The organism is Marinomonas phaeophyticola, from assembly GCF_026966905.1.
Classification (GTDB): Bacteria; Pseudomonadota; Gammaproteobacteria; order Pseudomonadales; family Marinomonadaceae; genus Marinomonas; species Marinomonas phaeophyticola.
Map to the genome: position 1 here is coordinate 50,817 of NZ_JAPUBN010000019.1, position 20,194 is coordinate 71,010.

18 protein-coding genes are annotated in these 20,194 nt (G+C 41.6%); 11 read left to right on the top strand and 7 right to left on the bottom strand.

Annotated elements, in window-relative coordinates; all coding sequences use genetic code 11:
* Positions 1 to 22 precede the first annotated feature (22 nt).
* Together O1D97_RS14315 and O1D97_RS14320 are read right to left on the bottom strand one after the other, a co-directional pair.
* Positions 23 to 1,048: a LacI family DNA-binding transcriptional regulator gene (locus O1D97_RS14315; RefSeq protein ID WP_269126644.1), complete on the bottom strand. Its 1,026-nt coding sequence runs from the start codon at positions 1,046 to 1,048 to the stop codon at positions 23 to 25.
* 106 nt (positions 1,049 to 1,154) lie between these two features.
* Entirely contained in the window at positions 1,155 to 2,048 is an 894-nt protein-coding gene (locus tag O1D97_RS14320) for a TIM barrel protein (protein WP_269126646.1), read from the bottom strand.
* Positions 2,049 to 2,241: 193 nt separating this feature from the next.
* Here O1D97_RS14320 and O1D97_RS14325 point away from each other — a divergent pair, with 193 nt between their 5' ends.
* The 10 genes from O1D97_RS14325 (at position 2,242) to O1D97_RS14370 (ending at position 15,071) form a co-directional block, all read left to right on the top strand.
* Positions 2,242 to 3,171, top strand: a complete 930-nt coding sequence (locus O1D97_RS14325; protein WP_269126647.1) for a sugar ABC transporter substrate-binding protein — start codon at positions 2,242 to 2,244, stop codon at positions 3,169 to 3,171.
* 161 nt (positions 3,172 to 3,332) lie between these two features.
* A complete protein-coding gene (locus O1D97_RS14330; RefSeq protein ID WP_269126649.1) occupies positions 3,333 to 4,898 on the top strand; it encodes a sugar ABC transporter ATP-binding protein in 1,566 nt (521 codons plus the stop codon).
* The gene (locus tag O1D97_RS14335; RefSeq protein WP_269126651.1) at positions 4,895 to 5,869 is read left to right on the top strand and encodes an ABC transporter permease; all 975 of its coding nucleotides are present in this window, start codon (positions 4,895 to 4,897) and stop codon (positions 5,867 to 5,869) included. The genes O1D97_RS14330 and O1D97_RS14335 overlap by 4 nt, the downstream gene beginning before the upstream one ends.
* 70 nt (positions 5,870 to 5,939) lie before the next feature.
* Entirely contained in the window at positions 5,940 to 7,790 is a 1,851-nt protein-coding gene (gene iolD / locus O1D97_RS14340; protein WP_269126654.1) for a 3D-(3,5/4)-trihydroxycyclohexane-1,2-dione acylhydrolase (decyclizing), read from the top strand.
* Positions 7,791 to 7,802: 12 nt separating this feature from the next.
* Positions 7,803 to 8,981, top strand: a complete 1,179-nt coding sequence (locus O1D97_RS14345; RefSeq protein ID WP_269126656.1) for a Gfo/Idh/MocA family protein — start codon at positions 7,803 to 7,805, stop codon at positions 8,979 to 8,981.
* Entirely contained in the window at positions 8,974 to 9,990 is a 1,017-nt protein-coding gene (iolC, locus tag O1D97_RS14350; protein ID WP_269126658.1) for a 5-dehydro-2-deoxygluconokinase, read from the top strand. The genes O1D97_RS14345 and iolC overlap by 8 nt, the downstream gene beginning before the upstream one ends.
* 85 nt (positions 9,991 to 10,075) lie before the next feature.
* Entirely contained in the window at positions 10,076 to 10,921 is an 846-nt protein-coding gene (locus O1D97_RS14355) for a 5-deoxy-glucuronate isomerase (RefSeq protein WP_269126660.1), read from the top strand.
* A gap of 12 nt (positions 10,922 to 10,933) precedes the next feature.
* Positions 10,934 to 11,764 (top strand): class II fructose-bisphosphate aldolase, encoded by an 831-nt coding sequence (locus tag O1D97_RS14360; protein WP_269126662.1) that lies wholly within the window; start codon positions 10,934 to 10,936, stop codon positions 11,762 to 11,764.
* Positions 11,765 to 11,839: 75 nt separating this feature from the next.
* The gene (gene iolG / locus O1D97_RS14365) at positions 11,840 to 12,835 is read left to right on the top strand and encodes an inositol 2-dehydrogenase (RefSeq protein WP_269126664.1); all 996 of its coding nucleotides are present in this window, start codon (positions 11,840 to 11,842) and stop codon (positions 12,833 to 12,835) included.
* A 232-nt stretch (positions 12,836 to 13,067) separates the two neighbouring features.
* Positions 13,068 to 15,071 (top strand): methyl-accepting chemotaxis protein, encoded by a 2,004-nt coding sequence (locus O1D97_RS14370; protein WP_269126666.1) that lies wholly within the window; start codon positions 13,068 to 13,070, stop codon positions 15,069 to 15,071.
* Positions 15,072 to 15,126: 55 nt separating this feature from the next.
* Here O1D97_RS14370 and O1D97_RS14375 read toward each other — a convergent pair whose 3' ends face one another.
* The 5 genes from O1D97_RS14375 to O1D97_RS14395 form a co-directional block, all read right to left on the bottom strand.
* The gene (locus O1D97_RS14375) at positions 15,127 to 15,627 is read right to left on the bottom strand and encodes an ABC transporter permease (RefSeq protein WP_269126668.1); all 501 of its coding nucleotides are present in this window, start codon (positions 15,625 to 15,627) and stop codon (positions 15,127 to 15,129) included.
* 107 nt (positions 15,628 to 15,734) lie between these two features.
* Positions 15,735 to 15,983, bottom strand: coding sequence for a hypothetical protein (locus O1D97_RS14380; RefSeq protein ID WP_269126670.1), 249 nt, complete (start codon positions 15,981 to 15,983; stop codon positions 15,735 to 15,737).
* Entirely contained in the window at positions 15,983 to 16,816 is an 834-nt protein-coding gene (locus tag O1D97_RS14385) for an ABC transporter permease (RefSeq protein ID WP_269126672.1), read from the bottom strand. The genes O1D97_RS14380 and O1D97_RS14385 overlap by 1 nt, the downstream gene beginning before the upstream one ends.
* 115 nt (positions 16,817 to 16,931) lie before the next feature.
* The gene (locus tag O1D97_RS14390) at positions 16,932 to 18,080 is read right to left on the bottom strand and encodes an ABC transporter substrate-binding protein (RefSeq protein WP_269126674.1); all 1,149 of its coding nucleotides are present in this window, start codon (positions 18,078 to 18,080) and stop codon (positions 16,932 to 16,934) included.
* Positions 18,081 to 18,149: 69 nt separating this feature from the next.
* Positions 18,150 to 19,214, bottom strand: coding sequence for an ABC transporter ATP-binding protein (locus O1D97_RS14395; RefSeq protein WP_269126676.1), 1,065 nt, complete (start codon positions 19,212 to 19,214; stop codon positions 18,150 to 18,152).
* Between the two features lie 176 nt (positions 19,215 to 19,390).
* Here O1D97_RS14395 and O1D97_RS14400 point away from each other — a divergent pair, with 176 nt between their 5' ends.
* Positions 19,391 to 20,185 (top strand): MBL fold metallo-hydrolase, encoded by a 795-nt coding sequence (locus O1D97_RS14400; protein ID WP_269126678.1) that lies wholly within the window; start codon positions 19,391 to 19,393, stop codon positions 20,183 to 20,185.
* The last annotated feature ends 9 nt before the right edge of the window (positions 20,186 to 20,194 follow it).

Below are 20,194 nucleotides of genomic sequence, written 5' to 3' on the forward strand. Positions count from 1 at the left end.
CTAGCCTGCGACAGACATAGTGTTATTCTTTTATTACGGCTTTTAATGTCCCCCTCTCTATGGGTTTACAGGGAAGTAAACGTTTTTCCGTTGGGAGGTGAGGGTATTCTATTCGATCAATAATAATGTCGACAGCGGCAAAAACCATTTCTTTTATTGGTTGCTGGATGGTTGTTAAATTGTAAGCCCCCCAAGAGGCCATCGATATGTCGTTAAATCCAAGCACTCCAAAATCCTCAGGGCATCGTTTACCTATTTCTCTAGCAGAGTCTAACGTGGCTATGGCCAGTATGTCATCACCACAAAAGATGGCATCAATTTCTGGATGGTTGGTTAGTAGTTTAAGGGATTTTTCGCGGCCGGCATCATAGGAGTAGATATCGCAGTGTTCAATGGCAATAAACTCTAAGCCATTTGCGGTTAATGTTTCGATAGCGCTTTGCTTTCGGTCAATGGTGGTGGTGGCATTGATTGGTCCTCCCAGAAAGGCAATCTTTTTGTAGCCTCTTGTTAGTAGTAACTCAATGCCCATTTTGCCACCATGATAGTTATCCGCTGTTACAACATTAATCGGACCGCTCAAATCTGCACGGCCAAACAGAATGGCGGCAGGTAGTTTAGCTTTTGCGCAGACTTCAGCAAAAATAACCGGCAATACAGAGGAAAGAAAAAGTACGCCATCGACGCGATACTGCAGTAACCTTTCTAAGACATCTTCTGGTTGTGATTCGGTGGTAAGATTTTCTACCAAAGATCGATAATTCCTCGATTGCAGTTCCTTAGTGACAAGGTCAAGTACTTCAACAAATGCTGGGTTTTCAAAGTTACTTGAAATAATGCCAATGAGTCGAGTGCGGTTTGTCATTAACGATTGCGCTAGAATATTGGGTTTGTATCCCAGCTCAGAAGCCGCCGCTTCAATTTTTTCTCGGGTTTTAGGGGAAACACTTGCCCCTACAGTAAATGCTCTTGAAACGGCAGATAAAGAAACGCCTGCTTTGTCGGCAACTTCTTTTTGTGTAATGTGTTTATAACGACCTTTTTGCATGAATAACCTTATAGAGTTCTATGTTCATAAACTGCAAGAAACTCATTTAATTTGTGCAATTTATAGGCTATATAATACGTTATCTTGTGTCATAAGGGCACTTTTTTTAAAGTGTAGAGAGTACGGTCTTGAGATAATGATGATTAGTAAGCGCATCCTTTAAGGTGTTTTTTGATAAGGGATCACACTCTTGTTCTATTGTGGACCAACCTTGGAAATTTGCCGCTTGCATGGCTTTAAATAACTCTGGAAAATTGCATATTCCTTTACCTAGGTTGCAAAAGAGTCCTTGTGTAATGGCTTCATAAAAATTGATGCGTTGATCAATGACTACACGCTTAACAAGCGGATCGATATCTTTAAAATGAAAGTAGCTTGTACGCTCTTTATGGGTATTATAAAACTGAATTGGGTCAAAGCCGGCGTATAAGCAATGCCCTGTATCAATGCATAACGTTAGGTATTTCTCGTCAATATAATCGAGAGCGCTTTCAATCTCGTCTTGGTATTCTATAAAGCCCGCCGCATGACCATGTAAGGCGATGTTTAATCCATACTCTTCTGTTCCTATTTTCGCGATGGTTTCCACACGCTGCATCATACTTTTCCAATCACTTGAACCGAGTCTTCTGGCTTCATTTGGGCGGCCTGCTGTAAGAGCTCTTTCGGCTGCAATAGAATCAATTAATACTCCTGTCTTTGCTCCATGAGAGACCAGTGATTGAAAGGTCCGGTGCGCTCCATCAAGAACATTTTTCCAAGCGTCAGGGTCATGAAAAGGCCGAAATACAACGCCTGCCGTTAGTGTTAGATCACGAGAAGAAAGCGCTTCTCCTAATACTTTGGCATTCTCAGGAAAAAAACCAACCGGCCCTAGTTCTATACCTTTAAAGCCGGCTTCTTGGCATTCATTTAGTACCGTTTTCCAATGAGGATTGGTATCTGAATTAGGTGTTTCTATGCCCCAAGAACAAGGTGCGTTGCCTATGTTTAATTGCATTGTCTGTCCTTTTCATTTTTTGTTTTTAGATTTCAATCTAATAAATAATAAGTTAAGAAATAATTATTGCAAGCGCTTGCAATAATTATTTCTTGTTGATAGTCTGAATAACAAGTAACCAGTTGTCATAAAGAAAGCTGCGTTGCTTGTAAATTTTGATGACCAAACAAAAATAATAAAGGATGGGATAAAAATGATAAAAAAAACCTTGTTGGCCGCATCTATTCTCTGCTCAGCTTCAAATTTTGCATTTGCTGATACGCTCGTGATTGGTGCCCCTATGCCATCGTTTGCCGACAAATGGCTAAGCTATTTATTTGAAGGTATCAGCGAATTCGATACCGCACATAGTGATGTTGATATCAAGCTTACGGATGCAAATGAAGACCCAAGCAAAATGTTAAATGACGTCGATAATTTTATTGATGCTAATGTTAATGCGCTTTTGGTGGTTCCAACTGATGTGGCCATTGTTAAACCGATTGCAAAAAAAGCCGGTCGCGCAGGTATTCCTTTGGTTATTGTTAACCGTTTACCAAATGAAAGCACAATGAAAAACGTAGACGCCTATGTGGGCTCTGAATCTATCCAAGCAGGTATTATTCAAGCAGAAAGCATCGTTGGTATGCTGGATGGTAAACAAGGAAATGTGGCTATCTTGATGGGGGTGCTTGGTCACGAAGCCCAAATTAACCGTACAGAAGGCAATAAGCAGGTTTTTGCTAAACATTCCAATATCAAGGTTATTGCTGAACAAGAAGGCCGTTGGGATAGGGCGAAAGCATTGCAAATCACAGAGGATTGGTTGCAGGCTCATCCTGAAATTAATGTGATTGTTGCTAATAACGATGAAATGGCTATTGGGGCGTTACTGGCGGCCAAAAAAGCAGGCCTAACAGATGCTGATTTGATTATTTCCGGTGTAGATGCGACGCCTGATGCATTGGAATATTTAGGCGCTGGCTTGGACTCAACGGTTTTCCAAAGTGCAAAAGGCCAAGGATATGGTGGTGCTGAAATTGCGTACAAACTCGCAAAAGGTGAAAAAGTTCAGAAGATGAACTGGATTGATTTTGAATTGGTTGCGGAAGAGCAAAAAGCAGAATACCTATCTAAATATTAAGGATTAGGTCAACGTTTTTTCACTCTTAGATTGAGCGTAAAGGGTGCTGCTGTAAACAAAGCTACTGGTCTCTATATTGTAAGAGAAGTAACGACACTTTAAAGGTTGCAGCAGCGCATCTTTCATTTATCACAACGTAATTTATTAAAATAATAACGCTTATGACTAACTCAGATTTCATTTTAGAAATGGTAAATGTAAGTAAAACCTTTCCTGGTGTGAAAGCATTGGATCAGGTGAACTTATCTATCCGAAAAGGCAGCATACACGCGCTCATGGGAGAAAATGGCGCAGGTAAGTCTACATTAATGAAAATATTGTATGGGCTTTATACTCCAGATGAAGGTGGAGACGTTTTTTTTAATGGCCAACCTTTTACCCCCAAAGCCCCTATAGACGCCATTCGCACTGGATTAGCAATGGTTCCTCAAGAGATCAGTCCTTCCGCTAACCTATCTGTTGCGGCTAACTTCTTTTTAGGAAGAGAAATTAAAAAAGGCATATTGATTGATCAAGCGGCCATGAATGAACAAACCAACAAGGTGTTGGAAGAGTTAGGTATCCCGATGAAGGTAGAAACATTAATGCAAGATGTTTCTGTCGCCAAAGCTCAGTTGTTAGCCATTGCTACGGCCGTTTCTTATGAGGCCAAGCTGATTATCATGGATGAACCTACAACGGCCTTGACTGAATCTGAAGTACATCAACTCTATCGAATTGTAAAAAAAGTTCAAGAACGGGGCATAGCTATTATTTATATCTCTCACAAATTGGGAGAAGTATTTGAATTATCAGATGAAGTCTCGGTTATTCGTGATGGCCAATATATAGGAACCAAAAAAACGACGGACATTACCAAGGAAGAGTTGATCAATATGATGGTTGGTCGAGAAATGGACGAAATGTTTCAGAGGGAAGATGTTGTCATAGGTGAAACCCTGCTTGAAGTGAAGCATTTGAGTTTGCCAGGTAAATTCGAAGATATTAATTTCACGGTCAGAAAAGGTGAGATTTTTGGTATTGCTGGGTTAGTCGGTGCGGGCCGAAGTGAAGTGGTCGAAGCAATTTTTGGCTATAAAGCCGCTGAAAGTGGTGATATTTACTTACACGGAGAAAAAATTGATATTCGAAAACCTGCGGATGCTATTCAGCATCGTATTGGTTTTGTTACTGAAGACAGAAAGTTGACTGGATTAATGCTGAACATGAGTGTTACTGACAACATGATCATGCCAGAGCTTCTGCCTTATGAAAAACATCATCTTATATCCGAAGAGCTAGCCAGTGATGTGGCGAACTCAATGAAAGATCAATTACGTATAAAAACGCCCACAGTAGACACCATTATTGGCAATTTATCCGGTGGTAACCAGCAGAAGGTTTTGATTGCACGATGGTTATTACTGGAACCAGAAATTTTGATTCTAGATGAGCCAACAAAAGGCATTGATATAGGTGCGAAAGCGGAAATTTACAAACTTATTGTAGAGCTCGCACGCTTAGGTAAAGCCATCATTATCGTGTCCTCGGAGATGCTAGAACTGCTGTCTTTAAGTGATCGCATTATGGTTATGTCTGAAGGCCGTGAAGTCGGCATTATTGATCGTGAAGAAGCGACTCAGGAAATTATCTTGGATATGGCCGCAGGTGGCGATGTACCCTCCCATGATTCAACAATACAAGAAGAAACAACGTCTCAATGTAAGACAGAAGGAATGACATCATGATTAAGTCTGCAAATAACTCAATGAGAAAAACCAGCTATACAGAAATTTTAAATAAGTACGGTATGTTACTTATTCTGATTCTATTGTTTTCTGCATTGTCACTTAAAATTGATGGTTTTGCTTCCTTTAGGAATATTTTTAGTATTTTAGAGCAAGTTTCCATGTTTGGAATCATTGCGATAGGAGTGACCTTTGCCATTGTAACCGGTGGTATTGATTTGTCTTCTGGCGCGGTTGTTGCTCTCGCCTCAGTTGTGGGAGCGTCGATTGTCACGGGTACCGAAGGGTATGGAATGACTATATTTGCTTTCGGTGCGGCGATGTTTGTAGGCAGTATTTGTGGCTTAATTAACGGAACCATTACTGCCTACGGGCGGATACCGCCTTTTATTGCCACTCTTGGCATGATGACAATGGCTCGAGGGGTTGCTCAGTTAGTCAGTAACGGTCGTCCTGTGGATGCGAGTTCAGATGCGTTTACCTCTATTGGTGACAGCGCCATCTTCGGAGTGCCTAGTTTAGTTATTATCTATGTTCTTGTCGCGGTTACTTGCCATATCATGATGAGTCGCATGAGCTTTGGTCGCCATGTTTTTGCCATTGGCGGTAATGTGAATACGGCAAAAATCTGTGGTGTTAATGTCGAAATAACCCTTCTTAAAGTATACATATTAGCCGGCGCATTAGCAGGACTCGCAGGAGCAATGCTGACTTCAAGAGCGTATGCGGGTAACCCAACGTTCGGCAATATGTGGGAATTAGATGCCATCGCCGCGGCGGTTATTGGTGGGACCTCTCTAGCGGGTGGTGTGGGTTCTGTTCCCATGTGTATTGTGGGTGCTTTGATCATAGGTGTGATGAACAAAGGTCTAAATATGTTAGGTGTCGATCCATATTGGCAGCAAATTATCAAAGGAATGATCATCATTGGTGCTGTGCTGTTGGATGCTCAAAAGCGCAAGAAAGCCTAATGGGAATCTCATTATTAGGTGATTAGTTTCACCGTTCCATCATTAACATTTAAATAAGAAGAGACATGTTATGAATACAGTTCGCCTTACTGTAGCGGAAGCGCTGGTAAAATATTTGGTTGCACAGAAAATTGAAATAAACGGCAATGTTGAATCTTTATTTGGTTGTTCGTTTGCCATATTTGGCCATGGTAATGTGACTTGCTTAGGGCAGCAATTAAAGAACGTTGAAGAGCAACTGCCTACATGGCGTGGACAGAATGAGCAGTCCATGGCTATGGCGGCTGTCGCTTATGCAAAAGCGAATAATCGTCAGCGGATTGGCATCGCAGCAACCTCTATTGGTCCTGGTGCGACAAATATGATCACGGCCGCTGGGATTGCCCACACGAATCGATTACCCCTTTTGATGATGTCCGGTGATGCTTATATTAGTCGCTTACCTGATCCTGTGTTGCAACAAACAGAGCACTTTCACGCACCATCCATTACGGCAAATGATGCTTTTAAAGCCGTGACTCGTTATTGGGATCGAGTAGTTCATCCTGCCCAGTTAATGCAGACCTTACCTCTCGCTATGGATACCTTATTGGACCCTGCCGATTGCGGTCCTGTCTTTTTAGGGTTACCACAAGACGTGCAAGGGATGGCGTACGATTATCCTGAACGCTTCTTTGAAGAGAAAATTCATCGCATACGTCGTCCTCAACCTGAATCCTGTGATTTAGATTTAGCTGTGTCTATCCTAAGATCTGCAAAAAGGCCGCTTATTATCAGTGGTGGTGGTGTGCATTATTCGCATGCGACCAGTGAACTGGCCGACTTTGTTCAAACCCATAACGTGCCTGTTATTGAGACAATTGCGGGACGAGCAACCCTATTGCAGTCAAATCCATTAAACGGTGGTCCAGTTGGCGCGACTGGTTCAGATTCGGCTAACTACCTGGCCGCTCAAGCGGATGTTGTTGTCGCGATTGGTACACGATTACAGGATTTTACAACAGGCTCTTGGTCTGTTTTTCGTGACCCAAATCTTAAAATCATCAGTATTAATGTGGGTCGAACGGATGCCATTAAGCATCTTGCCATGCCGATTATTGCGGATGCAAAAACGACTTTATCTCAGTTAACTAAGCGACTTGGTGATTGGCGTAGTGCTCAAGAGTGGTCTGATATTGCAAGCTCTAAGGCGGCGGCATGGAAAACTCTTTGTCAACAGCGTGCTCATGTTGAAGGTAGAGAAATGGCCTCCTACGCTCAGGTTATCGGAGCCGTAAATAGACTTGCCGAAACGGGGGATACGGTTTTGACGGCGGCTGGAGGTCTTCCTGCCGAATTGAATATGAATTGGCAAAGTAAACAAATCGGTAAATTCGACATCGAATTTGGCTTCTCCTGTATGGGCTATGAAATCGCTGGCGGCTGGGGGGCGAAGATAGCTAACCCGGATAATGATGTCATTGTTCTAGTCGGTGATGGCTCATATATGATTTTAAATTCAGATATCTATAGCTCTGTGTTGACAGGTCATAAGATGATTATTGTTGTTTGTGACAATGCTGGTTTTGCTGTGATTAATAAATTGCAAAATAACACTGGCAATGACTCTTTTAATAACTTATTAGCTGACTGCCGACGTCCAGATGGCGAGTTAGCTCGAGTTGATTTTGCTAAGCATGCGGAAGCTCAAGGTGCTATTAGTGAAAAAGTAAGTGATATGTCTGAGTTTGATGCGGCGTTTGCACGAGCGAAAGCGGCTGATAAAACATCCGTTATTGTGATTGATATTGATCCTACCAAGTGGTCTAGCTGTGATTGTTGGTGGGAAGTGGGCTTACCTGAAATTGCGCGTACGAAAAAAGTAGAGCAAGCAATAGAAAACTTTAGTGAAGGGCGTACACATCAACGCCCTGGTGTATAAGGAATAATAATTATGTTTAATGAAGAAATGCGTTCTGAAAAGCCTATACGCTGGGCAATGGTGGGTGGTGGTCGTGGTAGCCAAATTGGTTATGCACACCGTTCGAGTGCGACCCGAGATGGTCACTTTCAATTAGTCGCAGGGGCCTTTGATATTGATGCTAATCGCGGCCGTGATTTTGGCGTGAACTTAGGGTTGGATGCCAGCCGTTGTTATGCTGATTACCTTACTATGTTTGCGGAAGAGGCGAAACGTGAGGATGGTATACAAGCGGTTTCCATTGCGACGCCAAATGGTACTCATTACGCGATTTCTAAAGCGGCGTTAGAGTCTGGCTTGCATGTTGTATGTGAGAAGCCCGTTACTTTCACTGTAGTTGAAGCCGAAGATCTTAAGCGAATAGCCAAAGCACATAATCGTATTTTTGGTGTGATGTATGGGTATACCGGCTTTCAAATGGTGCATCAAGCACGAGAGATGATTAAGCGTGGAGACCTAGGTGAAGTGCGCGTAATTAATATGCAATTTGCCCATGGCTTTCACTCTGAAGAGGTGGAAAAAGATAATCCAGGCGCTCAATGGCGTATGAATCCTGAGGTCTCTGGACCAACTTATGTTCTTGGTGATATTGGTACTCATGCTTTCTATCTAGCGCAATTAATGACGGATTTAGACGTAGACACTTTGTGCTGTACTCGACAAAGCTTCATAAAATCTCGGGCACCCTTGGAAGATAATGCACATGTACTTATGCAATTCACTAATGGGGCTGTGGGTACCCTATGGGCCAGTGGCGTTAATGCCGGATCTATGCATCAACAAAAGATTCGAATTGTTGGAGAAAAAGCCAGTCTTGAGTGGTGGGATGAGAGGCCGAATCAATTGAGTTATGAAGTGCAAGGTGAGCCTGCTCGTATTTTAGAACGTGGTATGGGATACCTGAATAATGATGACTCGGCGGTAAGCAGTGATCGTATTGGTGGCGGGCATGCGGAAGGTTTCTTTGAATCTTGGTCAAATCTATACAGTCGTTTTGGCATTGTTATGAAAGCGGCCGACAGAGAAGATCAAGAAACCGTGAACTCGACTTGGTATCCAGGAATTGATGCCGGTATTGAAGGTGTCCGTTTATTAGAGCGTTGCGTGGACTCAGCGGATAATGATTCTAAATGGGTTAAGTACCATGAATAGCTTACATTTCCCTCAAGATCGACCTTTAGACGTGATTTGTTTAGGACGAGCTGGCGTAGATCTATATGCACGTGAAGAAAATGTGGATATGGGAAACGTTTCTGGTTTTGACAAGTATGTTGGCGGCTCGCCTGCGAATATTGCTGTGGCTCTAGCTCGATTGGGTGCCAAAGCGGGTTTAATAAGCTGTGTTTCTGATGACTCTCTCGGTCGTTTTGTTTGCTCTTATCTTGAAAAAGAAGGCGTGGACTTAAAAGGCATGAAGGTTGATATAACAGGCTCAAGAACCAGTTTAGCCATTACTGAGATGAAAGCCACAGACTGTGAGGTTGTTATTTATCGTAATAATGCTGCCGATCTTACGTTATCGATTGATCAGATTGATAAAGACTACATCGAAGCCGCAAAAATATTATTGATATCTGGAACGGCATTATCCAGTAGCCCTTCTAGAGAGGCTGCGCTATCGGCCATCCATTATGCCAGAGCCGTAGGGACTCTAGTGGTACTCGATGTAGATTATCGGGCTTACTCTTGGCGTTCAGCAGAAGATTCTTCTTTATATTATCAATTAGCAGCGGGCTTATCTGATGTTGTTATCGGTAATCGAGAAGAGTTTGATGTAATGGAATTGGTCGGAAAAGAGCAATTAACGAATGACTCAGTAGATGCATTAGATCGAGATGATAAAACCGCTGAACGTTTTCTTAACAACTCGACACAAGTAGTGATCATTAAAGCGGGGGAGTTGGGTTCTAAGGTGTATACCCGAGATGGTCATCAGTTCCAACAAGGTATTTTTGTCGTTGATGTTCAAAAGCCATTTGGCGCGGGCGACTCTTTTGCTGGCGCTTTGATGTACTCGCTATTACAGGATTATACCTTAGAGGAAAGTGTCAAGATGGGCTCGGCGGCGGCGGCCATAAATGTGTCGAGAAAAAGCTGTACCGAAGCAATGCCGACTCTTGTTGAGTTGGTTGATTTTCTATCTCTCCATAGCAAAGTTTAGCGACTAACTAGATGGCTGACGCTGACGTTAAGTCAGTCATCTGTAACATGATTTATACTATTTTCACACTTCGAGGATGAATATTATGGGTAAGCATATACCAGCTTATGATAATAAAAACGAACCAATTATTGATGTAAATGATGACACCACACCATTGATTTATTTTAACCAAGTTTTTCTTGAAAAGGATGGGACTCATGAATACCAATTAGCGGATTACGAAACGACAGTTGTTATGGCTGGCGGTACTTGCACTATTACGGTAGATGGAAAAGTATTTGACCAGGTTGGTACGAGAAAAACGGTTTGGGATGGCAACCCTGCGGCTGTATATGCTCCAGTTAATGCCGTAGTGAAAATCACCTGTGTTTCAGACAATGCAGACATCATGATTGCAGGTGGTCGTTTTGAAGAAACATTAGCGCCATTTGAAATTAAGCCAGAAGAAAGTGATCAAGTGCAATATGGCAGTGATGATACAAAAACCCATCGTAAAATTAAGCACATTCTGGGGCAAAAAAATGCCAACCAAAGAGGACGTTTATTAGTCAGTGAACTCTTTACTGTTGGTGCTGGTGGTTGGTCGGGCTTTCCGGCTCATAAGCATGATACTGAACGCGCTCCAAATGAAACTCGATATGAAGAAGTGTATCAGTTTCGTTTTAATCCGGATCAAGGGTTTGGGGCTCAATTTTTGTATGAGCACGAAGATGATATTGGTCCTGTGTACCATATTAAAAATCGCAGCGTTATTGCCATTGATAAAGGGTACCACCCATGTGTAGCCGCTCCAGGCTACGAGATGTATTACTTCACAGTGATTGTTGGGGAGCATTCTAAGTCCTTAATTCAATTCTTCGATCCGAATCATGAATATCAAGTTCATACCATCCCCGGTATCAAGGACATGATTAATAAATTTAAATAATGAGGGATTGTGATGCTAGTAACTCTGAATGAAATTTTACCGGATGCGGCTAATTCAAATTACGCCATCCCTTGTTGTAATGTGTTTGGGTACGAAGAGGGGCGCGCTATTGTTGAAGCGGCAGAAGCACTAAAGAGTCCTATTATTCTTGCGGCTAATAAAGACATGGTTGACTTTATGGGGGTCGAAATGCTGGCAAAAATGCTGGTGTCTTTAGCCACGTCTAGTTCAACCAAAGTCTGTGTGCATTTAGATCATACTTATGAAGAAGACATTGTATTCAGAGCAATGCATCATGGTTTTTCTTCTGTCATGTTTGATGGTTCCCAACTTTCTCTAGAAGAGAACATTCAACGTACGAAACAAGTGGCTCAAGTGGCTCATTCACTTGGTGTCAGTGTTGAGGGTGAGATCGGCTCGGTGGCTTATAAAGAAGGCCGTGATCATATTAAGTCAATTAACACCTCACCTGAAGATGCCTATCGTTACGCGACAGAAAGTGGCTTGGATGCGATGGCCATTGCTATTGGTAATGTGCATCGGTTGACGACACCAGACTCGGTGATTGATTATAATTTGCTTGCATCGATAACCGATAAAGTAACCGACGTGCCATTGGTTATTCATGGTACAACCGGAATTAAAGACGAAGATATCTTAAGGTTAAAAACAACACGTGTGTCAAAATTTAATATTGGCACTTCTTTAAGAATGGCTATGGGGTCAAATTTAAGGCGGTTAATGAATGAAGAACCTGACAAGTTTGACAAGATGTACTTTATGCAAAAAGCCATGCCATTTGTGAGAGCCGAAGCGGAAAGAATTATTCAACTGCTTAGATAATAGAAAGTGGATGATTTTTTCTCTATTGAGTCTATTTCCTTATGAATAATAAAATAATGATAAGAGGAGCTCGGTATGCTTAATATCGCTTTGTTTGGTGCTGGCCGTATTGGTCAAATCCATGCGGGTAATGTCTCATTGAACCCCGATTGCCAGTTGAAATACATAGTAGACATGAATCATGAGGTCGCCGTCAATACGGCTAAAAAATACGGTGCACAAGCGGTATCTATTGAAGAAGCGTTAGCCGACTCCGATGTACATGCCGTATTAATTTGTACTATTACGGAAACCCATGCGGACTTAATTGAGCGTTCTGCGAAAGCCGGAAAAGCCATATTTTGCGAAAAACCAGTAGATCTCTCTATTGATAGGGTGGATGCCTGTTTAGAGGTCGTAAAAACACAAAAAGTGCCTTTAATGATGGGCTTTAATCGACGTTATGACCCAAACTTTTCTCACCTGAAAAATACGCTCGATTCTGGTGACATTGGTACGGTAGAGATGGTAACGATATCATCCCGAGATCCAGAAGCGCCCCCAAGCCATTATATTAAAAGCTCAGGAGGGCTATTTCGGGACATGACTATCCATGATTTTGATGTAGCTCGTTGGTTGTTGAATGAAGAGCCTGTTTCTTTGTATGCGACGGCTTCGTCGATGACATCGGAGCATGTGAAAGAAGCTGGAGACGTTGATACGGCCATTATTACACTAACTTGCAAAAGTGGAAAAATGGCGGTGATTACCAACAGTCGAAGGGCGTCTTATGGTTATGATCAGCGAGTAGAAGTGCATGCTAGTGGAGGCATGTTGACCGTGAATAATATGCCAGAAAGCACTTTGTCGATGGCTACGGAGAAGGGGATTACCTCGCAAAAGCCTATGGCCTTCTTCTTAGAGCGTTATGCGGCGGCTTACCGCCTTGAGCTGGATGCTTTTATTGCAGGATTAAGCGTTGGGGTAGAAAATTACCCAATAGGAGAAGATGGCAGAAAAGCATTAATTATGGCGGATGCCGCGGTTAAGTCTATAGCAACTGGACAGGTTCAATTATTGACGTTTGATTAGTGTAAATGATTTTTAGAAAGAAATGTTGAATCAATAGATAATTTGCCTCTTAATTGTGCGCTTTTTTAGCGACCTATATTAAGGGGCTTTTTTTGGTGCGTTAATAAGAAATGGGTTGAAATTATTGGGATTTGTTAAGGGCTTTAGGCTTACTTTTATTGGTTTTTTGTGGGACTCTAATGAAGAATTTGATCTAATTTATTGGGTATAAGTAAAATGGAGCGTTGCTGTTATGTATAAGAATTTATCTTTTAGGAAAAAGCTGATTGTATTAATTTTTCCCTTATTAGCGGGCCTTTTATTTTTTTCTGGACAGAGAGTTTACGAAAATATTCAGGAACGTCGTTCCATTTCACAAATAGCAGAGCTATTGAATTATTCGGTTGTAAGTAGTCGGCTTGTGCATGAACTTCAAAAGGAGAGAGGTTTAACAGCTGGCTTTTTAAGTTCAGAAAAAAGTGATGAAAAATTTAAAACGCGCTTAAACGATCAAAGAAAATTAACAGATAAAGCACTGCTAAACCAACAGGTGGCCATCATAACGCTTTCTTCTTCTGCTTTGATACCTTCTATTATCAGTGTTAATAATGCGATTAATGATAATGTAAACAAATTGATCGACATACGTAAAAAAGTCGATCAGCGATCCATTCAAACAGACCAAGCCATTCCTTATTATACAGGGTTTAATTCTCACCTACTATCTGTGAGTGCTAAATCGGCATTACTGAGCGGCAATGGTATTTTGGTTATTCAATTAAGAACCTATTTTAATTTTTTACAGGCGAAAGAGCGTGCAGGTATAGAGCGTGCGGTTATGAGTTCGGTTTTTAATCTTCAATCGTTTCAGGGGTCGTCTTTCCAAAAAGCGAATCAACTTATAGCGGAGCAAAATGCTTATATTGATAATTTTAAAACTTTAGCCTCTGCAGATCAGTTGAGTTTCTTTTCCTCTTTAATCAAAAAAGAAGCCTTTGCAGTTGTTGAAGCGATGAGGTCGACCGCGGCAAGTAAATATATAGAGGGTGGTTTTGGAATTGACGCGCAAGAATGGTTTACAGTGGCCACTAACCGTATTAATGCTTTGAAAGAAATGGAGGATAAATTAGCCGAAGACATTCTAATTGAAGCGTCAGCAGAAATTAATAGTGCAACCGTATCTATTTGGGTATCTAGTATTGTTTCTTTAGTCTTGATCATACTCGTTGGCATTATTGTCACCATGTTTACCCGCCAACTAGGACGTCAAATCAAAACCCTCAGTGAATCTATTTCTCAAGCATCGGCATCAAGAGACGTTTCTGTCAGATGTCAGGTGTTATCAACCGATGAATTAGGTCTCTGTGGAACGCACTTCAATAATATGATGGTGACGTTTGAAAAAGCGCTCAGTCAGATTGATTTAAATAGCGTACAGTTAGCGACTGCATCGGAAGAAACCTCTAGTGTGACGGCTTCCACTTCCCATAATTTAGAGCAGCAAAAGAATGAAACAGCGCAAGTGGCCGCGGCAACAGAAGAAATGTCCTCCTCCATTAGAGAGGTGTCCGCGAGTGTGTTGACTATTTCAGACTCAGCGGATTTAGTTGGTACAAACACTAAGAATGGCGTGGAAGGCGTTGCTCGTACCTTGAGCAGCATGAAGCAGTTAAAAAGTGAAATGTCTAATGCAAACGAAAGAGTAACAGAGTTAAGAACCAGCAGTAGTGAAATTCATTCTATCGTAGATGTCATTAAAGCTGTGGCGGAACAAACGAATTTATTGGCGTTGAATGCAGCTATCGAAGCAGCTAGAGCGGGAGAACAGGGGCGGGGTTTTGCTGTAGTCGCAGATGAAGTAAGAACGTTGGCTCAAAGAACACAAGAATCAACCAATCAAATTGAATCTATGGTGGCTCGTTTTCAAGCGGATTCAGATAATGTCGCCAGTACGATTGAGAAGTCGGTGTCTGAAGTAGATGATTCAGTTCAACAAACAGAGCTGTTATCACGCCAGCTTAATGACATCCAACATTCGGTTATTCAAATCAATGATCTCTGTTCTCAAGTTACCTCTATTACTCAAGATCAAGTAACAGCAACAAGTGAGATTGCGGAAAAAGTGGGCAGTATAGAGTCTCTTTCTATGGTGAATTCAGACGCCGGCTCGCAAATACTTGAAGCCGCGGAACAACAAGCGTTACTAGCGACGAGTTTACGTAATTTAGCGAGCTCTTTTAACTTTAGTCGATCTTAAATCAAGCTCGAAAAGCCCACTTTAATCTATGTGGGCTTTTCGAGCACAGATAATTCTATTTTCCAAGTTTAGATAACATCTCTGGTTTCATGAATTTATTAATAATGATCATGAAGCCAATGGAAGGAACCAGCAGAATTAATGCCGTTATAGAGGCGATTTGATAGTTGCCTTCCATACTGGCGGTATAAAGCAGTAATGGTAAGGTAGTAATGTCTGGTGCACCAACAAAGAAGGTCCCGGTAAACTCATCTAATGATTCTAAGAATACAAAAATACAACTGGCTATAATTCCAGGCATGGCTTGCGGTAATACGATATGGAAAAAGGTATAAATAGGTCCTGCACCTAAATTACGGGAAGCCCGTTCAAGCATGGGATCTGTTGATGAAAATGCCGCCACACTGATCCAAACGGAAAACATTAATCCATGGACACTATGAACTAAGACAACGCCTAACAAGGTTCCATTCAGACCGAAATCATAGAATATGCGAGCAATATTGATGTAAACCGTTAAGTTTGGAAACGCTTGAGGGATTAAAAAAAGCAGCATCCAAAACGCCCTGAATGGCATGCTTCGCTTTGACAAGGCATATCCTGCGGGCACTGACACCAATAAACAGACAATCACGGTCAGTACAGCAATAAAAACGCTACTAATTAAGGCGCTTGAGACATCACTGTAAGGATTAAAGACTTGGTGCCAATATTTAACCCCCATTCAGAGGGTAAAGCATGTGGGAAATACCAGGTTTCCGCCACAGTCCAGATTAATAAGTTGGTAATAGGGCCAAATAACGCAAAAGCAAACAGTAAAATAAAGACGCATTGTATCCAAAAACTTGGGCGTATTTTGTTTGATTGACATAATGTTAATAGAGATAGTTGGTGCTTCATTGTGTTTCTCATTAGATAGCTCCTTTATCTTTTAAGCTTTGGCGCAGGTAGAACCAGGCTAATCCTGCACAAATTAGATAAGATACGAGCCCAAGGGCATTGGCGACATGGTAATCCCCATAAGAATTAATCCTAAATGCCATATCCGTTGCTATCATAGTGGGAGTACCAGTGCCTATCATTAACGGCACAGAAAGAACGGACATAATGGTGACCGTCGACAAAATCATAGCGACGCCAATCGTTGGGGTAATTTGCGGTAACATGATTTGAAAAAGAATACGAAGACGAGAGGCGCCTAAGTTTCTCGCGGCACGAATCTGAGACTCATCTAATGCGGCCATCGCACCAGTAATAAGCAATGTGCAGAAAGCCAGCTGCTTCCAGACAAAAACAATGATAATGCCACTCCATCCAAGAAAGGATACGGTTTCAAGCGGGGTTAGCATTCCAGAAGCAATAAAGGCATTATTCATTAAGCCATTTTTTGCAAGGAAAGTTCGCATCATCTGTGCCGTTACAATAAACGGGATAAAAAGGGGGATGCGATAAATAAAGCCAAGAAGGCTAACGATAGAGCGAAACGGAGATAAAGTAATTAAAGCGGCAATGCTAATAGACAAAATAGCTAATAGTACAACGGAAGCCAATACTATGATGATGGTAAAAAGAATGTCATTTGAATAGAGTTCAAAGGCTTTTTCTAAGTGCGCTAGAGTGAGACCACCCTCGTCTGTAGTAATGGCCGAGTAAAGAGAAAAAAACAATGGATAAAGGAAAAAAAGACCGACCATAAGTGCGGCGGGTGCAATTAACCATAGGTTGTAAGATGTTGAAGAACGCATGGGAATATCCTAACAGAGAAGATTCTCTGAATGCCTAAACCTTCAATTAAGTAAAGGCATTCAGAGCCTACTTTTACCCTATGAAGGGGTAAAATCAGTATTAAAAGAGCTAATTTTAATTAGACACTTTACGCTCGTAGCCTTCTTTAATGTCATCAAAATAAGGCGCTATAGGAAAGCTTTTACCATACTGGGATAAATCACTAGGGGTGATTTCTGCAAACAGTTTTGCCCACGTCGCTTTATCTAAGTTACCTTGAACATGTTGGGCATCGATACCTGGGTACCAATTAAAGCGCTTTACAATGCCTTCAGCTTGTACGTCTGGGCTGGTTGCCATCTCGATAAACTCTCGTGCCAACTGTGCATTTTCTGCTTTTGCTGGTGTGACATAATACATGGGTTGACCAGGCATCCCTGGAGCAATAAGAGACAGTTTCATAGATGGTGGGATTTTTCCTTGATCCTTCCAGCTATAGAACATGTCGACCCAGACTGGGCCCATAAAAATTTCACCGCGGTTTAGCATATCCAAAGTGCCCGCATTTCCTGGAGTAAACGTGATGTTTTTATTAAAGGCTTTCAGTTCTGAAAAAGCCTTATCCCAGCTTGTTGCTATATCTTTATTATAAGGTGTGCTTGACAGGGTTGCCGCTTCAGTTCCATAGGCATAAATCCAACCGGTAACAAAACTTACCCCTGACATGCCGTTCTTGATGCCGTTATAGCCAAATGCTTTTGGATTGTCTTGAGTCCATTTTACTAATTCATCGTAAGACTTTGGTGGTGTTTTAATAAAGTCGCTATTGTAGGCAATCGCTGTTTGGCTATGAAACATAGGCATTACATACCCATTTACATTGACGCCAAGAGCATTCTCGGCACTGTCACGAGTAACCAGAGTGCCGGTTTTGATATCAGAGCGGTACTTAGCGAGTAAACCATCGGTTACCATTTCACCACCGATTTTTTGGTGGACAACCGCAACATCGACATCCCAGTTTTCTAAGCCACTGTTTTTTTGTGCGGACAGTTTTTCGAGAATCTTATGAGATCCTGCATCACCAGGACCAGTACCAACTATATTGACTTTAACCCCTGGATGGGATGCTTCAAACTTAGGTGCTAAATAGGTTTTGACATAATCAACCATATTCTGGCCACCTGCAGAGACAACATTTAACCTAGTGTCTGCATGAACGTACCCAGAAAACTGAGTAAGGCCGATTGAAGCAAGTGCAATGATCTTAGTTTTCGTTAACATGGTTTTTCCTCATTTGTGTAATGTACAAAATGGCAATTTAATTGATAGTTGATTTCGATACAGGGCATATTAAAAAATATGTAATGCACCGGCTGGAACACATAGGGTTACGGGAGTGCCTTCAAGCAGATTTTCATGATGATCTGCTTGAATTGTGTGCTTCCCGCAGCGCACACTAATTTGATAACTTCCACCTAAAAAGGCGCTTTGCTGGACATCTCCTAAAATACGTATGGCGTCAGTTTCGTTATGGAGTTTTGGGTGGTCTTGTGAAAGTGTTGTTAAGCCAACGTCTTCACTGCGGAAGAATACTTGGTAGGGAGTACTCTTATTACTGAATGAGGGTTGCATTTTTGATTGTGTGAGGCTTGACAGTGAAATCTGTTGCTGCAGTGATGCAAGAGAAGAAAAGGTTAATTTGTTGTTTGCCCCCATAAAGTCCGCAACAAAAGCGGTTTTAGGCTGGTGATAAATTTCTTCCGGAGTGCCCAGCTGCTCTATTTGACCTTGATTTAATACGGCTATTCTATCCGCCATAACCAGCGCTTCTTCTTGATCGTGGGTCACAATCAATGAGGTAAATCCCAATTTTTTCTGTAGCGCCTTTATCTCATGGCGAACGTTCAGCCTCACCTTGGCATCTAGGTTGGATAAGGGTTCGTCTAATACTAAAACATCGGGGCGAATGGCTAAGGCTCTTGCTAATGCCACTCGTTGACGTTGACCTCCAGACAATGCAGTGACCTTCTCATCCTGCAATCCTTCCAAATTTACGATGCTTAATAACTCATTGACTCGTGTTTCTATTTCAGCTCGTTCGACTTTTTGAACTTTTAATCCGTAGCCAATGTTTTGCGATACTGTCATATGCGGCCATAGCGCATAGCTTTGAAAAACCATAGTGATATTACGTTTTTCGGCTGCTAGTGTAGATATCTTGCGGTCACCAATAGAAATGCAGCCACTCTGAATCGGCATAAAGCCACACAGAGCATTAAGAAGGGTGGTTTTTCCACAACCAGAAGGGCCTAGCAGTGCAATCATTTCACCTTGAGCAACGGCAAGATTGATATTATTTAAAATGACTTTGTCGCCATAACTTGCATGTAAATTCTCAATAAGTAGGTGTGTCATTGTTTATCCATTGCGTAGAAATATTAAATCAGCATATTTTTTACTTTTTTTAAAAATGAACACGTGTTCACTGTTTTGTAAAAAAAATGCAACGTGTTACTGACATTATGGATGTCTACTTTGTCGTATCTTTATGACAATTTAATTAAATAAACATGACACTTTGGTGTATTGAGATGAAAATAGATGTAATTGGTTGTGGTAGTGCGTTCTCAACGATAAATAATACGTCATCAATAATTGTCAAAGATAATGATGAAAATCAGTGGCTTATAGATTGTGGTCCAACGGTCCCTAGAGGGATATGGGAAAGAGGAATAGGCCCAAATGAGATTAATGTAATTTATTTTACCCATATTCATCCTGATCATTGCTCTGGATTAGCCGCATTGCTGAATCAGTGGAAGAGTTTTGAGAGAACGGAGCCTTTAGACATTTTTTGTCAATTAGAACAGCGAAAACCTTTGGAACAATTGCTGGCTTTAGCTATTTGGCCTGAGAATGAAATAAGCTTCGAGATTCATTGGAACGATATTCAAATGGCATTCAGCTGGAAACATTGGCAACTTGCTACCGCGAAAACACAGCATGAAATGGATAACTGCTCACTGCGAATTACCCTTGAGGATCAAGTATTTTTCTATAGTGGAGATGGTCGACCAACCGCGGCGACAAAAGCGCTTATGCAAGGTGCTGATATGGCGTTTCAAGAATGTGCGTCGTTTGAGGCCCTCGAATCGAGCTCTTCTCATGGAGATTATCCTGATTGCGTCAAGCTATTAGTGGAAACCGGTGTTCAAGCCCTTGGGATTTACCATTGTTTTGATAGTGCCATCCCTAAAATAGAAAGTGTAATTGCAGATACGGATGGGTTGTTTTTAAGTAGAGATGGACTGTGTCTCGATTTAACTGAATTAAAGGCGCTACAACATAAAGTGTTCTCAGAATCAAACAAACCAATAAATCAATGAAAAGAAAGA

Coding starts and splice junctions, on each gene's coding strand:
- O1D97_RS14355 (WP_269126660.1), top strand. CDS start 10,076: ATGGGTAAGCATATACCAGCTTATGATAATAAAAACGAACCAATTATT.
- O1D97_RS14330 (WP_269126649.1), top strand. CDS start 3,333: ATGACTAACTCAGATTTCATTTTAGAAATGGTAAATGTAAGTAAAACC.
- O1D97_RS14315 (WP_269126644.1), bottom strand. CDS start 1,048: ATGCAAAAAGGTCGTTATAAACACATTACACAAAAAGAAGTTGCCGAC.
- O1D97_RS14360 (WP_269126662.1), top strand. CDS start 10,934: ATGCTAGTAACTCTGAATGAAATTTTACCGGATGCGGCTAATTCAAAT.
- O1D97_RS14335 (WP_269126651.1), top strand. CDS start 4,895: ATGATTAAGTCTGCAAATAACTCAATGAGAAAAACCAGCTATACAGAA.
- iolD (WP_269126654.1), top strand. CDS start 5,940: ATGAATACAGTTCGCCTTACTGTAGCGGAAGCGCTGGTAAAATATTTG.
- O1D97_RS14325 (WP_269126647.1), top strand. CDS start 2,242: ATGATAAAAAAAACCTTGTTGGCCGCATCTATTCTCTGCTCAGCTTCA.
- iolG (WP_269126664.1), top strand. CDS start 11,840: ATGCTTAATATCGCTTTGTTTGGTGCTGGCCGTATTGGTCAAATCCAT.
- O1D97_RS14400 (WP_269126678.1), top strand. CDS start 19,391: ATGAAAATAGATGTAATTGGTTGTGGTAGTGCGTTCTCAACGATAAAT.
- O1D97_RS14375 (WP_269126668.1), bottom strand. CDS start 15,627: ATGCTGCTTTTTTTAATCCCTCAAGCGTTTCCAAACTTAACGGTTTAC.
- O1D97_RS14320 (WP_269126646.1), bottom strand. CDS start 2,048: ATGCAATTAAACATAGGCAACGCACCTTGTTCTTGGGGCATAGAAACA.
- iolC (WP_269126658.1), top strand. CDS start 8,974: ATGAATAGCTTACATTTCCCTCAAGATCGACCTTTAGACGTGATTTGT.
- O1D97_RS14385 (WP_269126672.1), bottom strand. CDS start 16,816: ATGCGTTCTTCAACATCTTACAACCTATGGTTAATTGCACCCGCCGCA.
- O1D97_RS14370 (WP_269126666.1), top strand. CDS start 13,068: ATGTATAAGAATTTATCTTTTAGGAAAAAGCTGATTGTATTAATTTTT.
- O1D97_RS14345 (WP_269126656.1), top strand. CDS start 7,803: ATGTTTAATGAAGAAATGCGTTCTGAAAAGCCTATACGCTGGGCAATG.
- O1D97_RS14380 (WP_269126670.1), bottom strand. CDS start 15,983: ATGAGAAACACAATGAAGCACCAACTATCTCTATTAACATTATGTCAA.
- O1D97_RS14395 (WP_269126676.1), bottom strand. CDS start 19,214: ATGACACACCTACTTATTGAGAATTTACATGCAAGTTATGGCGACAAA.
- O1D97_RS14390 (WP_269126674.1), bottom strand. CDS start 18,080: ATGTTAACGAAAACTAAGATCATTGCACTTGCTTCAATCGGCCTTACT.